This is a genomic window from Gloeocapsa sp. PCC 7428, from assembly GCF_000317555.1.
In the GTDB taxonomy this organism is placed as follows: Bacteria; Cyanobacteriota; Cyanobacteriia; order Cyanobacteriales; family Chroococcidiopsidaceae; genus Chroogloeocystis.
Window position 1 is genome coordinate 1,417,650 of sequence record NC_019745.1, and the last position, 15,943, is coordinate 1,433,592.

The 15,943-nt window shown below is 39.3% G+C and carries 15 protein-coding genes; 14 read left to right on the top strand and 1 reads right to left on the bottom strand.

Translation table 11 applies throughout. The features are described from left to right. The first annotated feature begins 144 nt into the window (after positions 1-144). From GLO7428_RS06315 to GLO7428_RS06355, 9 genes are all read left to right on the top strand, one after another. Positions 145-1,260, top strand: a complete 1,116-nt coding sequence (locus tag GLO7428_RS06315; protein ID WP_015187737.1) for a glycosyltransferase — start codon at positions 145-147, stop codon at positions 1,258-1,260. A gap of 270 nt (positions 1,261-1,530) precedes the next feature. Further along, entirely contained in the window at positions 1,531-1,980 is a 450-nt protein-coding gene (gene pssD, locus GLO7428_RS06320) for a PssD/Cps14F family polysaccharide biosynthesis glycosyltransferase (RefSeq protein WP_015187738.1), read from the top strand. 175 nt (positions 1,981-2,155) lie between these two features. Then, entirely contained in the window at positions 2,156-2,656 is a 501-nt protein-coding gene (locus GLO7428_RS06325; RefSeq protein ID WP_015187739.1) for a glycosyltransferase, read from the top strand. Between the two features lie 30 nt (positions 2,657-2,686). Continuing rightward, a complete protein-coding gene (locus GLO7428_RS06330) occupies positions 2,687-3,007 on the top strand; it encodes a glycosyltransferase family 2 protein (RefSeq protein ID WP_081588053.1) in 321 nt (106 codons plus the stop codon). 33 nt (positions 3,008-3,040) lie between these two features. Beyond that, positions 3,041-3,433, top strand: coding sequence for an IS630 transposase-related protein (locus GLO7428_RS28335; protein WP_015191261.1), 393 nt, complete (start codon positions 3,041-3,043; stop codon positions 3,431-3,433). Next, complete coding sequence (locus tag GLO7428_RS27675) at positions 3,430-3,987, top strand: IS630 family transposase (RefSeq protein WP_015191260.1); 558 nt, start codon at positions 3,430-3,432, stop codon at positions 3,985-3,987. Before GLO7428_RS28335 ends, GLO7428_RS27675 begins: the two co-directional genes overlap by 4 nt. A 29-nt stretch (positions 3,988-4,016) precedes the next feature. Then, a complete protein-coding gene (locus GLO7428_RS06345; protein ID WP_051038400.1) occupies positions 4,017-4,643 on the top strand; it encodes a hypothetical protein in 627 nt (208 codons plus the stop codon). Positions 4,644-4,802: 159 nt separating this feature from the next. Then, positions 4,803-5,693: a polysaccharide lyase gene (locus GLO7428_RS06350; protein WP_015187740.1), complete on the top strand. Its 891-nt coding sequence runs from the start codon at positions 4,803-4,805 to the stop codon at positions 5,691-5,693. A 107-nt stretch (positions 5,694-5,800) separates the two neighbouring features. Next, entirely contained in the window at positions 5,801-6,520 is a 720-nt protein-coding gene (locus tag GLO7428_RS06355; protein ID WP_015187741.1) for a methyltransferase domain-containing protein, read from the top strand. A 235-nt stretch (positions 6,521-6,755) separates the two neighbouring features. Here GLO7428_RS06355 and GLO7428_RS06360 read toward each other — a convergent pair whose 3' ends face one another. Continuing rightward, positions 6,756-8,168: a polysaccharide lyase gene (locus GLO7428_RS06360; protein WP_041918532.1), complete on the bottom strand. Its 1,413-nt coding sequence runs from the start codon at positions 8,166-8,168 to the stop codon at positions 6,756-6,758. Positions 8,169-8,897: 729 nt separating this feature from the next. On the opposite strand from GLO7428_RS06360, the gene rfbF reads away from it, so the two are divergent. The 5 genes from rfbF to GLO7428_RS25905 all read left to right on the top strand — a co-directional run bounded on the left by rfbF (position 8,898) and on the right by GLO7428_RS25905 (position 15,929). Continuing rightward, complete coding sequence (rfbF, locus tag GLO7428_RS06365) at positions 8,898-9,671, top strand: glucose-1-phosphate cytidylyltransferase (RefSeq protein ID WP_015187743.1); 774 nt, start codon at positions 8,898-8,900, stop codon at positions 9,669-9,671. A 78-nt stretch (positions 9,672-9,749) separates the two neighbouring features. Next, entirely contained in the window at positions 9,750-10,973 is a 1,224-nt protein-coding gene (gene lhgO, locus GLO7428_RS06370) for an L-2-hydroxyglutarate oxidase (protein WP_015187744.1), read from the top strand. A gap of 253 nt (positions 10,974-11,226) precedes the next feature. Continuing rightward, positions 11,227-12,495: a DUF563 domain-containing protein gene (locus tag GLO7428_RS06375; protein ID WP_015187745.1), complete on the top strand. Its 1,269-nt coding sequence runs from the start codon at positions 11,227-11,229 to the stop codon at positions 12,493-12,495. Positions 12,496-12,737: 242 nt separating this feature from the next. After that, entirely contained in the window at positions 12,738-13,763 is a 1,026-nt protein-coding gene (locus GLO7428_RS06380; RefSeq protein ID WP_015187746.1) for an NAD(P)-dependent oxidoreductase, read from the top strand. 63 nt (positions 13,764-13,826) lie between these two features. Further along, positions 13,827-15,929 carry a GDSL-type esterase/lipase family protein gene (locus GLO7428_RS25905; RefSeq protein WP_051038401.1) on the top strand — a complete coding sequence of 701 codons (2,103 nt, stop codon included), beginning with the start codon at positions 13,827-13,829 and terminating at the stop codon, positions 15,927-15,929. The last annotated feature ends 14 nt before the right edge of the window (positions 15,930-15,943 follow it).

Genomic DNA, 15,943 nt, shown 5'->3' on the forward strand with positions numbered 1-15,943 from the left:
TTAACCATTTCATTTACTTTGTTTCACCAGTTGTTCTGCGCGAACTCATCTGCAACTTTGATTGCTAAGCTATCCAAGCGGATTGCTAGAAATGTTTATCACTTTCGGTTTTCTGAATTCTTCCTAAAATTAATAACTATCATCATGAAACAAGTTGGCATCTACCGCAGAGTTTTTCCTCTAGCTTCTGAAGCCTTTATAAATGAGCAGACTGCTCATCTAAAACAATACCAGCCTACTTTCATTGCTAATACCCTTCTAAAGGAAATACCTTTTGAAAGTATTGCGCTCAGTCATCATGATTTTTTAGGAATTAAACAAGCTGCCTTCCTTTTAACTCGCTCACCAAAACTATTTAATTGTATTGAACCGCTTAAAAAAATTGAATTAATTCATGCTCATTTTGGTCCTGATGGCGTTTATGCAATGTCGCTAGCTGAAAAACTACAAATTCCTTTTATAGTGACTTTTCATGGTTATGATATTACTATTTCGCGTAAAGATTTATGGCGGAAAGGTAAGTTTTTGTATTATCAATTAATTTTTCATGAACCAGAATTAAAAAATAAAGCAGCAGCTTTTATTGCTGTTTCTCGATTCATTCAAAATAAACTTATAGCTCAAAAGTATCCTCAAGAGAAAATTATTCAACATTATATTGGTGTAGATACAGTCAAGTTCTCTCCAGGAGAAAAAGGAAATGAACGTTATATTCTCTGTGTTGGTAGACATACTCAAAAAAAAGGTATTGATACACTTTTACGTGCTTTCGCTAGAATAGCTAAAAAGCATCCGACCGTTTCACTTATGCAAGTAGGTCAAGGTGCTCTAACTGCACAATTAATCGCTCTAGTTAAAGAACTTGGTATTGAGCAACAGGTAAAATTTTTAGGAGCGCAACCTCACGAAACTGTTTTGAACTTAATGCAAGGCGCAGAAATTTTCGCCCTAGCAAGTCAAACAGCAAATAATGGAGACTGCGAAGGTCTACCTATTGTACTTAATGAAGCATCAGCTTGTGGTATTCCTGTTGTCTCAACTTGGCATAGTGGAATTCCTGAAGCAATTAAAGATGGAGAAACAGGATTCTTGGTACCAGAACGAGATGAGGTAGCCTTAGCAGAAAAGCTAGACACTCTACTTCGCGATCGCGCTTTAGGGAAGAAGATGGGGCTGCAAGGACGGGAGTTTGTCTGTGAAACGTTTGATCTGCGTAAACAAACTATCAAATTAGAAACTATTTATCAATCGCTTACGTAGTTTGTTGTTAGTTTAATGCGATCGCCTATTTTTAAGCTGTATCAATATCCTTTAAAGAACACTTGTCATAAAGTTCATTAGAGCTATCAATCTTTATCTCTTTTTTACATTTTTGTATACCTATTCTCTTAGTAAAATAGCAGTTCATGATTATTTTTATAATAACTTCATTATTTTAGATTTCAAAGAAACTGTCATTACTCCTTAAGTATTAGGGTACTAGGTTATTGAAATCGCAATTATTCACCTTTTATCTTAGGAATGAAGCAAATGAAGTTACTTCTGGTATGTAATCCAGGTGGGCATTTTTCTACAATGATGGGGTTAAAGAGCTTCTGGTCTAGCTATTCAAGAGAATGGGTTACGTATCCAAACTATGATACACAAAACTTACCAAGTAAGGAAAGAGTTTATTGGGTAGAAATGCAGGAAGCTAGAATGTTGAAAAAAGCATTAATCAATTTTGTAAAAGCATTATTTATCCTGCACAAAAGCCAACCTGACTTAGTAGTTTCTACCGGAGCGAGTTTAGCAGTTCCTTTTATTTTGGCTAGTAAGTTGTTTGGTATCAAAACTATTTTTATTGAGAGTATTACTCGTGCCACTGACTTGAGTCTTAGTGGAAAAATCGTCTATAACTTAGTAGACGAGTTTTATGTCCAATGGCCAGAGTGTGTAGAACGCTATCCTAAGGCTCAATACAAAGGCGTAGTTGCTTGAATTCTAATGCTGTCATCGCTCATTTCAGCTTAGCTGCGCTTGTCTTTAAATTTTAAAGAGAGTTATGAAGCTCTCTTTATTCAGTGCAGGTTGACTCAACTAATGTTGATAAACCTTTTAACTTAACACAAGTTAAATAGAGTCAACCTGCAACTTTATTAATAAGGATTTCTCGATGATTGTCTACACTCTTGGAACAATATTTTTTCCTTTCGATCGAGCAATAAACTGGCTACAAATACTACTAGAAGAAGAAATCATTGTCGAGCATGTCTTACTTCAGCATGGTGCAACTTCTACAGCTAAATTAACTCACCCTCTCTTAACTAGTGTTACTTCACTTAGTATTGAGGAAATGCATTCTGCTGTGAAGCAATCCTCACTCGTAATTTCTCATGCTGGTCAAGGTTCTACTCGAATGTTGGCAGAATTAGGCGCGTCCTTTGTTCTTATACCTAGATTGAAGCGTTACGGAGAACATGTTGACGATCATCAGCTACTCTTTGCCCGTGCAGTAGAAAAATTTGGCATTCAATACTGCACAGAACTCGATCAATTAATAACATACGTCAGGGAGCGACCGTCTCCTATAGCAACTAGATTGTTTAATGCACCTTCGCTTGCTGATCATCTTACAGTGCGGTACAAATTAGAATTATTGAAACCGCTCCAATAAAAATACTGTTGTATCTTTACTAATCAAAAAATGGTAATAAATAATAATCGACCAAGAATAAGTATTGGTATGCCAGTGTATAATGGCGAACCCTACCTCAAAGATGCTATAAATTCCATCTTGAACCAAACCTTTGAAGATTTTGAGCTTATTATTTCCGATAATGGCTCAACTGATAGAACTGAAGAAATTTGTAGAACGATTGCTTCTCAGGATCAGCGGGTTCGTTATTATCGTAATGAGCAAAATCTTGGTGCTGGCTGGAATTTTAATCGAGTCGTTGATTTAGCTACTGGAGAATATTTTAGATGGGCTTGTCATGATGATATACAGCCTATTGCAAGTTTATGAGGTACAGTAAGAGGAGTACACAAATGAAGTCTAATGAAACCGTACTCGCTCGACTTGCGAGAAAAAATAGTTAAGGCATACGCACAAGGTGACACCTCAATCAGAAAAGTTGCGGCTCGATTTGGAGTAGCCAAAAGTTTTGTGCAAAAACTGATAGCCATGAAGAAAACTCAAGGTCATGTCCAACCGAAAAAACAGGGAGGAGCAATCAAGGGAAAGTTGGATGGTTATAAGGCGCAGCTAGCGGCAATGGTGAAACAATATCCCGATGCAACATTGAGGGAATACTGTGAGTATTGGGGGACAAATTATCATGATTGGCTGAGTACAAGTACGATGTGTCGTGCATTACAAAAACAAAAACTGACACGAAAAAAAAGACACTGCGCAGCACTCAAGCAAAAACACAACGAGTACAGCAATTGAGAACGGAGTATTGGCAGCAAGTGCAACAAATCGAGGCAGCAAACTTAGTTTTCATCGATGAAATGGGTGTACTGCTGGGGTTAACACGAACTCATGCCCGAAGCTTTTGTGGAACTCGAGTGTATGATGAGCAACCATTTTATCGCGGGTCGAAAGTCACCGTCATTGGCGCAATTAGCACAAAACGAGTTTTAGCTGTAATGACCTTGAATGGTTCAATGGATGGTCAAGCCTTTCAAGTGTTTATTGAAAAGTGTTTACTGCCTCAACTGTGGCAGGGTGCTGTGGTTGTTATGGACAATCTTCCAGCACATAAACTCAAACAAATTGAGTCTTTAATTCAATCGGTGGGCGCAACTATTCAATACCTGTCACCTTATTCTCCTGACTTTAATCCAATTGAACTTTGGTGGTCACAATTAAAAGCTTTTTTGCGCTCCTTTTCCCCAACTACTGCATTCAGGGTTGATCTTCTCATTGCCACTGCACTCGATTTAATTAATCCCGTGCATTTGAAAAACTGGTTTACTCACTGTTGCTACTGTGCCTCATAAAACTGCAATAGGCTGTATGTGCTCCTAATTTGTTAGAGCAGTCTATTAATGTATTAGACGCTAATCCATCCGTTATTTTGTGTTATCCAAAAACAATTATTATAAATGAACATGGACAAGAAGTTGAAAAGTACGTGGATGGGTTTCATCTTCGTTCTCAAAAACCATATGAAAGATTCGCACAGTATCACGGTCTGATTCGCTATGGACACGGATGCCACCCACTTTTTGGATTAATTAGAACAAATATTTTACGACAGACAGCTTGTATAGGTGCTTATCCTTCATCAGACCTGATATTATTAGGAGAATTAACTCTTTATGGAGAGTTTTATGAAATTCCTGACTACCTATTTTACAAACGAGATCATCCTAATAATTCAGTGCGAGCACATCGTTCTTTTAGAAACCGTATTGCATGGTACGATCCATCAAAAAAAGGAAAACTGTATTTAACAAGATGGAAATGGTTCCTTGAATATCTGGCTGCTATTAAACGTGCTCAATTAAGCTGGAGCGGAAAAGTTCTGTGTTATTTAGAAATGACAAAATGGGTGGTATGGAATTCAGTTTTTCTTGTGAAAGACTTACTAAAAGCTACATTTTGGCCTTTCCTACAACCTTTTTTGCGATTGGAGCTAGGTAAAAATACATAAGCAACATTCAACATTTTTTATAAAGGTCTTACATATTATTTCTATAACAGAAGGATGTGTAAGACCTTGTTTTTTCAATGCTTGGGTTCAAAAAGGAAATCAAACAGAGTAAATAAAGTGGGAACCAATAGTTAATACACTTTTACTTGATACAATAAAATGTTTTTAAGTTCAACATTAAAGAAATTTAGTTATGTGGCTTTATTGTCCTCTATCGGAGTTAGCTTTTTGGGAGTGCGGGCAATTACTGGTAATACAAGTACTTCAAGAAATGTAATTTTTAGTGAGACTTTTGCAGGAGGAGATCTACAAAATTGGGGAAAAGATATTGCCTGGAAGCATGAAGGTAAAAAATTTACGGAGCCAGGTACAGAAATTTGCTGTAATCACTCAGTTAAGTTAGATGACTCTATTGCAAGAGAAGGTCGCCACTCAGCACGCTTTACTCTTTATAAAGACGATCCTCTTGCCACTAATAGCAAAAGGGCAGAGTTAAGATTAGGGGCTGTTCCCACAAAATCTGAGTATTGGTATGGTTTTAGTATTTACCTTCCCCCTGGATACATTAAAGATCCATCTTTTGAGATTGTTAATCAATGGAATGCTAGACCAGATTTTAAGCTGGGCGAGAAATGGCGCAGTCCACAGCTTGCGTTAGTAACCGCAGATGGCAAATGGCACGTACATCGACGCTGGGATCATCAACAAGTCACTAAAAATAACACTCCTGCTGGTAAAGAAACAATTACTTTAGGAGCATATCAAACCGGTGTATGGACTGACTGGGTGTTTCGTGTTAAGTGGTCATATGAAGCTGATGGTTTAGTTGAAGTATGGAAGAACGGTAAGCTTGTTGTCAGAAAAACAGGACCAAATACTTATAATGATGAAGTTGGACCTTATCAAAAATTTGGTGTCTATAAAACTGATTGGAAGCATCATCCTGAGAAATCCAGAGCTAGTGTAAGAGTTCTTTATTTTGACAGTATACGCATGGGTGATGCTAGTGCGGAATATGCAGATGTTGCACCTGGTGAGCGTCGTCCATAGTGTAATTTATTAAGAGATTGCGGATTAAACAAAATTACGACATCTCGTTGGATTTGTATTTCTTGACGGAGATGTGCGCTTTAAAAATATAGACTTGAGGTTTTCTTATGCTGTTTATAACTAAGTTTAAACCAGCTAATTTTTTGACGAGTTTGGCTGATGAACGAAATGCTAAATCTTGGTCGAACAAGCTAAGGCAAAAAAGATTCTTATTATTCAAAACGTTTCTTTTAGAAAACTGTCATCAAGCAAATAGTGCATTAAGAATTATTGATGTAGGGGGCAGACCTACTATTTGGGAAAAGAACTTATTAGAGCTAAAAAGACTAATTCCAAAAGCAAAGTTTGAAATTACAGTTGCTAATATTCAAGAATATTTGTCTGATTCTGAAGACATTCAATGCATTATCGCAGATGCAAGAAGAATGAATCAATTTAAAAACAAAGAGTTTGATGTTGTCTTTTCAAACTCTGTGATTGAGCATGTAGGAGAGTATAAAGACCAAGAAGAAATGTCTAAGGAAATTCTAAGGATAGGTAAAACATACTTTTTACAAACGCCTAATTATTATTTTCCTATAGAACCTCATTTTCTCTTTCCTTGCTTTCAGTTTTTACCATTAAAAATTAAAGTTTGGCTGATTGCGAATTTTGATTTAGGATGGAGAAAGAAAACACCTAATAGAGAAACTGCAATTATGTTGGCTAATTCAGTTAGATTGCTTACCAAAAGACAATTAATGGCATTATTTCCTGGAGGAAAGATCTTTGAAGAAAAGTTTTTAAGTTTAACCAAATCTTTTGTAGTATATGGTAAATCACCATAAGTTCTCCAAGTTAGTCTTAAAAATAAGATCTTTTACATGAATATTAAGTGCGAACAAATTTGCAACTAAACAAAGTTCATGGAGATGAAGTGCAGGTAAAGTCAAGAGGCAGGGTAGCCCCAAATTTGGTGATAAATCATCCCCGATATCTGTAGCAAGTTAATTCATGATTCCTCGTAGAACATTGCTTAGTGCAATCAAACTGGAAGGCATTGACGCAAACTCATACTCTTAATCACTGAACTATCAAGTTATCAAAAGTTGCAGAATCATTACGACTACCGAAACCAACCTTACCCCCACTGAAGGTTGTATCTTCAACTGTTGCTTCTAGGCTATTGTTGCGATATACCTTGATAGTATTGCCTGTTTTTTCTACCTTGATATTATATGTAGTTCCAGCAGCAATTAAGGAGCTAAAGTTGGCTATCTTACTTGCAACTCCGTTTTCCACTTTGAAAATACCATTGGTGAAATTATCACTACTTTCGTTAAAACTAGCAAAGTAGTAGTTGTTCAAGTCTTGGTAATTAAAAATAATTGAGAAATCATTCCATCTATTTGATGTTGGTACGACACTTGCATCAGCAGTTAATGTAAAGTTACCCGCAATCGGTGTCTTATGTACAGATATATTACGATTGGAATAGGGAGTTGAGCGTTCTGGATTTGTATCTGATAGGAGATACCTGCCATTGCTGACTGTCCAAGATCCTCCTAGTTCAACATCAAAGTTTCTAACAGAAGTAGAAAAGTTTTCTGAAACTCTTAGTTGTGGATTTTCCGGTTGTGGCTGTGGATTAGCAACTCCTCCAGGAGCGACATCTTCAAATTTAGCATTAGCGTCGCCTAAGCGATATTCATCAGTATACAAATATCGAGGAGCTGCGCCACTAAAGTTGGGTTCGCCTTTGTACAATCCCATTTTAAAGTATGGTCCATCACCTTCATCGTTCCAAAAAGTACGACCTTTGTAATCGACTTTTTGAGTGTATGCCCCATTTCCCACTTTTACCCAGAGTTTAGCAAATCCATCTGTGTTTCCTGTCCATTTAGCGTGCATGACAAAATCAACCCATCTTCCGCGTGCATCTGCAAGTTTTACCAGAGGATAGCGGATACATTCTGAGTCAGTTTTCTCTCCTTTGAATTGCAATTTAAATGTAATATCTTCGCCATTTCTTACTATGTATGAACCGTTTGCACCACACGCGAACTTTCCATTGCGAGGAGTTGGATAAGTTGCCCACTGAGTAAGAATATCATATCCATCCGACGGATCTTGCCAGTTTGAAGGAATATACATTGACCACCCGTACCAGTAAGTGCTACCAATTGCAGTTCTTCTCATTGCTAACTCAGAACGTTCCCCGCAACGATTTACCCAATGTCTAAAAGCTTGCCTTCCAGCACGGACTGGATGGCTTGTATTCCCCATCAAACTTGTGACATTTTCTAATAGGTTGCAAGTAGGTCCTCCTTTAGAAGTTGAAGCTTCACGTAGCCATGCTGAACTAATATCTTCTGTAACTTCCTCAACAATTGCCGCAGAGGCGAGGTTTGTTCCTAAAGGGAAAAAACAAGCTGTACCTAAAAACAAACCTAAAACTGAGCGTAATGATTTTTTCTGTAAGTTTTTAGACTTCATTGTATTTAACGGTAGAGAATGCATTGAGTCATGCGCTTCTAGAACAAAAGCAGTTAATGCTTCTGTTTATGGCAAAAATAAAGATTGAAAATAATTGAAGAATCGATACTTTATTTGTGCTTTAAAAAACGCAGTACAAATTAAAATTAATTCTTGTATTACTCAGAGTTCTAGAGCAATTCCACTGAATTTAGCGCGTCCGAGTTTTCATCGAGTTATCCGCTCGATTTATCGACATCCATGAAATTACTTAAGTAGATACACAGAAGTTATTTGTAACCAAGCAAAATGTATTCAGTAAGATGAAATAGCAGAAAATCGCCGATTATGTTAGAGATGAATACTTACTCTACTAGCTCCCTTGGATTGAATCCTCCGAGTGTAAGAAGAAAAAGTTTTTTGTATACTCTTCTACACCTCAAAGTTTTTCAATACAGATAAAGTAATTTTATTAATGGAGATTTTGGTATTACCTAAGATAAAACATAAAAATGATTCTTTTTTATACAGCTACTAAGTAAGTTCTTGCAATTTCTGTAGCAAATATAGATTTAATCAGCAATTTTACTTATAGTATGTTTCGCAATAAATTGTAGAAGATTTTATTTTGAGTAAAGTCAATCAAAGCTCACAATTTATGGAACTAGAGTTCACTTAATTCAAAACTCTATTTCTAGCAAATATCGAGTGCGCCAACAAAAACTATCTGTCAATTAGTGAGGAAAACCTATGAAAGCGGTAATACTAGCAGGGGGATTGGGGACAAGGATCAGTGAAGAGACAACAATCAAACCAAAGCCAATGGTGGAGATTGGGGGAAAGCCAATCCTGTGGCACATCATGAAAATCTATGCAGCGCACGGGATAAACGATTTCATCATTTGCTGCGGATACAAAGGATATGTCATTAAAGAATATTTCGCGAATTACTTTCTGCACATGTCCGACGTGACATTTGATATGCGATTCAATCAAATGAACGTCCACTGCGGGTATGCCGAACCGTGGCGCGTGACATTAGTCGATACGGGCGAAGCGACGATGACGGGCGGTAGACTCAAGCGCGTCAAAGAACACGTGGGTAATAGTACATTCTGCTTCACCTACGGCGACGGCGTCAGCAACGTCAACATCACGCGCTTAATCGAATTTCACCGTCAACAAAAAACGCAAGCAACACTCACCGCCGTGCAACCGCCAGGCAGATTTGGCGCGATTTGTCTAGCCGAAGAACAAACAAAAATTACATCATTCAAAGAAAAACCAGGTGGTGACGGCGCGTGGATCAACGGCGGTTACTTTGTCCTCGAACCGGAAGTGATCGACTACATCGCCGATGACACTACAGTGTGGGAACAACAACCACTCGAAAAACTCGCGCATCTCGAACAGCTATCCGCGTACAAACACGACGGGTTCTGGCAACCAATGGATACACTGCGCGATAAAAACTATCTCGAAGACCTGTGGAAAAAAGGTACTGCACCTTGGAAGATGTGGTAACTCAAACTAGCTACAGCGAATCTCCAAAGATTTGCGATCGCCCGTGTAAGTATATTGCTGCCAGGAGTAAAAATACGAATGTATGATTTTGCAATAATTGGTGGGGGGATTGTTGGTTTATCTACCGCTATGGCAGTAGGCAAACGCTATCCAGATGCTCGAATTGTAGTTTTAGAAAAAGAAAACGCTTGGGCAAGCCACCAAACGGGAAATAATAGTGGTGTCATTCATTCTGGTATTTACTACAAGCCAGGAAGCTTTAAAGCAAAGTTCTGCCGCGACGGAAGCCGCGCAATGGTGGAATTCTGTCAAGAACACGGTATTGCTCATGAAGTTTGTGGAAAAGTGATTATAGCGACTTCTGAGCAAGAACTACCACGATTAGAGAATTTGTATCAACGAGGTTTAGAGAATGGCTTACGGCTTGAGAAGCTATCAGCAGCAGCAGTTCGAGAAATTGAACCGCACGTACACTGCTTAGCAGGAATTCGCGTCTTTACTACGGGCATTGTTGATTATAAGCAAGTTGCGCAGCAATATGTCAGTATTATTTTGGCGCAAGGAGGAGAGCTACGCTTAAATACCACAGTCAAGGATATTCATACCTATAGTGATTCTTTGGTGCTTATAACTAACTCAGGTACCATCGAAACACGCTATGTGATTAACTGTGCAGGTTTATTTAGCGATCGCATTGCCCGCAAAGGACAGGTTAATCCTCAAGCCAAAATCGTGCCATTTCGCGGCGAGTATTACGAACTCAAGCCCGAAAAACGTTATCTTGTTAAGCATCTCATTTATCCTGTCCCAAATCCGAACTTTCCGTTTTTAGGAGTACATTTCACACGCATGATTGATGGTAGCGTTCATGCGGGACCTAATGCAGTACTAAGTCTGAAGCGCGAGGGGTATCGTAAGACTGATTTTAACTTACAGGACTTCACCGAGGTGATGATGTATCCTGGGTTCTGGCGGCTAGCAGCTAAACACGCGGATGAGGGAATTAAAGAAATGATTCGTTCGCTATCCAAAGCTGCATTTGTTCGGAGTTTGCAGCAGTTGATTCCTGAAGTAACCGCAGAGGATGTGATTCCTACCCATGCGGGAGTCAGGGCACAGGCACTCGAAAACAGTGGCAAACTCGTAGATGACTTTTTAATTGTCCCAGGCGATCGCACACTTCATGTTTGTAATGCACCTTCTCCAGCAGCAACGTCTTCGTTGGAAATTGGTAAAGCGATCGCACTAGCAATTCCAACTCCAACTCATCTCCAAACTAAGAGTCCAGCTAAGGTAAGTTAATCAAAAATTGTCCGCGCAAGACAATTTAGTTGGTAATAGGTAATCTTAAATCTTTTTTATTGCCTATTACCAAGTTCAAATGAGCATTTTAATTGACTATTGAGGAAGGTTAAAAAGTAACCATATACAGTTGATAAATATTTCATTGGCTACTTTTGGTGTAATAGACATAAGCTTTTAAATGAAGAGACCTTCTAATTCTAATTGCCAAGCCTCAATTTTAAGAAGCTAATAAGGGATGAGATAAAGTTAAATGCGCAAAAATAAGTTGTTCAAAAAATACGGAAAAAGCTTAAGACCTTATATAGATCTTATTAGTTACCTATTTGCGAGAATTTTAAGTGCTTTACCAGTTAGTTCTGAGATTATTGGTTCTCCTAAAAAAGCATATAAATCAACTTATGATTGGATAATTCAATATAACTCAAGAGCTAGAGTAGCTAAAAGTAGTTATCAAGAAATCTATCCCAGCTATTTTAGAAGTTCATCAGAAATTAGAACGACAGACAAGAAAATTCACGCTGAATTTCAAAAACAGCAAAATCGAGTAACATCTAATGCTATTCGTTCAGCATTTGTTGCATCAATTCCGAATGGGCGTATTTGGGGGTACCATCAGCACGGAATCATTATTACTCCTGATGATGGAGTTTTAATAGACATTTCTTATGAAGGTAGGACGAGTCAAACTAAGCTTATTAATGATGAAACCAATCATCCAATTTTTCGGAAGTTCAAGTTAGAACCAGTGACGCATCTTAATGAAACAGTTGCTCTTCTATCAGTCCGAGGAGGGCAAGTATATTATCATTGGATGTTCAATTTATTACCAAAAATTCATCTACTTAATCGTAGTATTGGCATAGACAATATTGACAAATTTGTTATTAATAAAGTTTGTACAAAATTTCAAGAAGAAACTCTAAGAATTTTAGGCGTTCCTCAAAGTAAGTTAATAGAAATTGATGGCGAGAGCTTTCATGTAAAAGCAAATCAAGTTGTGGTAACTTCATTCACGCAAATATCAACTTGGTCGTGTGAATTTTTGAGAAGTGAGTTTCTGAAGCATACATCACCGAAGGTAGCATCAGAAGAATACATTTACATAAGCCGTGGCGATGCACGTAAGCGTCGGGTAGCTAATGAAGGCGATGTCATTAACTATCTTGAAAAGTTTGGATTTAAAATTGTAACGTTAGAGTCGATGTCAGTGCTAGAACAGGCACAACTCTTCTCCTCGGCTAAAGCAATCGTTGCTCCGCATGGTGCTGGACTGACAAATGCTGTATTTTGCCAGCCAGGAACTAAATTAGTAGAATTTTTCTCGCCAAATTATGTACATCCATTGTATTGGGATCTTAGCAATCACGTTGGGCTTGAATACTACTATTTTTTGGGTGAGCAACAGCATTTACCTAGTTATCACAATCCTAATGCAGATGATATTGTGATTAATCTCAATTCATTGGCAAAAACGTTACAACTTGCTGGCATTAGCAAACAATTAACTTGTTCAACTTAAGCTTTGCCACAGGAGTTAGACGACACTAGCGTAAACCTTCTTGTTTGGGGTTAACAGTTACAAAAGCAGTCAACGAGATAAAAAAAGGAAAAGTCGCGCGCCACCTTGGAATGAATTCTTCCCTAAATAAAGCTACGCCTGCTCGAAATCTAAATCGCGATCGCAGCATTTTTTACTAAATTCTAACTTCTGACTAGCACTTTTTTAGTCAAAGTCAAACACACTCAGAGAATTGGACATTTATGAAAGTCATAGTAACTGGTACTGAAGGCTATATTGGTTCGTTATTTGCCCCAATGTTAATGCAACGAGGGCATGAGGTTTTAGCAATTGATACAGGCTTTTATAAAGCTGGCTGGTTATACAATGGCACTGACGCCACTGCAAAAACGCTCAACAAAGATATTCGCCAAATCACAATCGAAGACTTGCAAGGTGTAGATGCTGTCGTCCATATGGCAGAGTTGTCAAACGACCCCACCGGACAACTCGCACCTAACATCACTTATGAAATTAATCATAAAGGTTCAGTCACATTGGCAAGTTTGGCTAAAGCCGCAGGAGTGCGACGCTTTGTGTATATGTCGTCATGCAGCGTGTACGGTGTCGCCACTGGCGTTGATGTCACCGAAGAATCGCCCATCAATCCGCAAACTGCTTACGCCGAGTGCAAAACGCTCGTTGAGCGAGATGTTCAAGTACTGGCAGATGATGGTTTTTCGCCCACATTCATGCGTAACGCTACCGCGTTTGGTGCTTCTCCAAGAATGCGGTTTGATATTGTGTTAAACAACCTCGCGGGGCTAGCATGGACGACCAACGAAATCAAAATGACGAGTGATGGCACTCCTTGGCGTCCTTTAGTTCACGTCCTTGATATCTGTAAAGCAATTATTTGTGCATTGGAAGCACCGCGCGACATTGTGCATAACCAAATTTTCAATGTTGGAGATACTGCACATAACTACCGCGTCAAAGAAATTGCAGAGATTATTGCAGATGTCTTTCCCAATTGCCAAGTCAGCTTTGGGGACAATGGTGCCGACAACCGCAGCTATCGTGTTTCCTTTGAGAAAATTAACACCCTCTTGCCAGGATTCAAATGCGAATGGGATGCCGCACGTGGTGCAAGGCAGCTATACGACTTATTTAATCTCACAGATATGTCAGAAGAAACCTTTTTGTTCCGAGGTTTCACTCGCCTTAAGCAATTGGAATACCTCATTCGTACACATCAAATCGACCAAGATTTTTACTGGACAGCCTAATCAACAAGATCGAGATAAAACAAGGTTGCAGAAGTGTCGGGATTTAGGATTGAAGCTGAAGCTATGACCCTGGCAGGCTTTCGTTTAGAAGCGAATTCCGCAGCATCAGGGGGACAAGTGGTTAGTTTAATAGGAGATGAACTTACAGAAGTTGGCAGTGCAGCTTTTGTATTTAATGCCTCCTCTGGTTTATACAACGTAGTTGTAGGCTACTTTGATGAAGCTGATGGCGTCAGCCGTCTAGAGGTGCGTAAAGAAGGGTTGGTAATAGATGCTTGGGATTTTGACCTGAATTTAGGTAGCCCTATAGTCAATACTCAAACACGCACACAGCGTGCGATCGCCACTGAACTCGCTATCAACACCGGAGAAACTGTAGAACTTTACGCCGCTGAGAACAATGGAGAACCTGCAAGGATAGATTACGTTGAATTTGTGCCTACAACAACTAATGAGGTACCGCAGCCGATGCGCATTGAAGCAGAAAATATGAATCTGACAGGCTTTCGCATAGAAGCGAATAGTGCTGCTTGGGGTCAAGAAATGATTAGTTTCGTCGGTGGCGGTGTAGCAGAAACAGGTTTTGCCTCGTTTAACTTTACAGGTGTTTCCGGTTTGTACAAAGTTGTTGTAGGCTACTTTGATGAAAATGATGGTGCTAGCCAATTAGAAGTGCGCCAAAAAGGCACAATTGTAGACGCTTGGAGTGCTAACCAAAATCGAGGTAGTAGTTTAGCTGATAGGCAAACTAGAACACTGCGTACGATCGCGACAAACTTAGCAGTTAGTCAAGGTGATACCTTTCAACTCAAAGCGACAGAAGATGCGGGAGAACCTGCCAGGATAGACTTTATCGAGTTTATTCCTGTTACATCGACGGTAGTTAATGGTACAAGCGGAAACGATCGATTAGTCGGCAATTCCAGTAATAATACGCTCAATGGTTTTGCTGGAAACGATACCCTTGATGGTCGAGGAGGTAATAACCAGCTTAACGGCGGTAGTGGTATTGATGCGGCTGACTATACAGATGCCCCCAATGGTATCATTGCTAACTTAAAGACAGGAACTGTACTCAAACCCCTGTTTGGCACAAAAACGCCAAAAATCATGCCTTTAGGAGACTCGATTACCGAAGGCGGACACAGAGTTGAGCCAACTCCAGGAACTTATCGCACCCAGTTATGGAAAAATCTGCGTACTGACAACTTAAACGCTGATTTTGTCGGTTCGCAGTTTAATGGACCGCCCATTTTAGGTGATAAAAACCACGAAGGACACGGTGGATGGACAATTGATCAGATCGCTGGCTTGGTCGATCGGGACATCATGAAAACGTATCAGCCGCAGATAGTTTTGCTGATGATTGGCACAAATGATGTTCTGCGTGGCAATTCGCTGAGCGAGATAACGAGTGATTTGAATAATCTGATTGATCGCATCAGTCAAGATTCGAGCAACACGCACATTTTGGTTTCTTCGATTGCGCCTATTGACCCTGCATTTCTAGGTCCAACGCGTGCAAATCGTGCAAAAGAGTTAAATGCATTGCTTCCTGATTTAGTCAATGACAAAGTAGCGGAAGGTAAAAAAGTTACTTATGTCAATGCTGGAGGTAGCCTCAACTTTAATGATTTAGTACCAGATGGTATTCACCCAAATGTCGCCGGATACAACAAGATCGGAAATGCATGGTATGACACACTTGTCAAGCGTGATGTATTGACTGGTATCGAAAACATCATCGGTTCTAGTTTTGCCGATCGCTTAATAGGAGATGCTACTTACAACACACTTAGAGGTGGTCGTGGTAGAGATACGCTAACTGGTGGGGGCGGTCCAGATAATTTCTTTTATAAAGAACCAAGCGACAGCGGGGACATTATTACCGATTTCAGTTCAGATGATCGCTTGACATTTGCTAGCGCGGGTTTTGCTAATGGTTTAGTTCGTGGGGTCAAACTTAGTACAACAGCCGCAGATACAGGCATGTTTGCCAGCGGTACTAATCCCACACCAGTAGGTAGTAGTGCCAACTTCTTATACAACACCAACATCGGTGTATTGCAATTTGATCCTGATGGCATTGGATCAGGTTCAGCAACGACAATTGCAACCTTAGCTGGCGCGCCATCGTTGAGCGCTACTCAAATTTATATTTCTTAACAATTTTGGAAGGA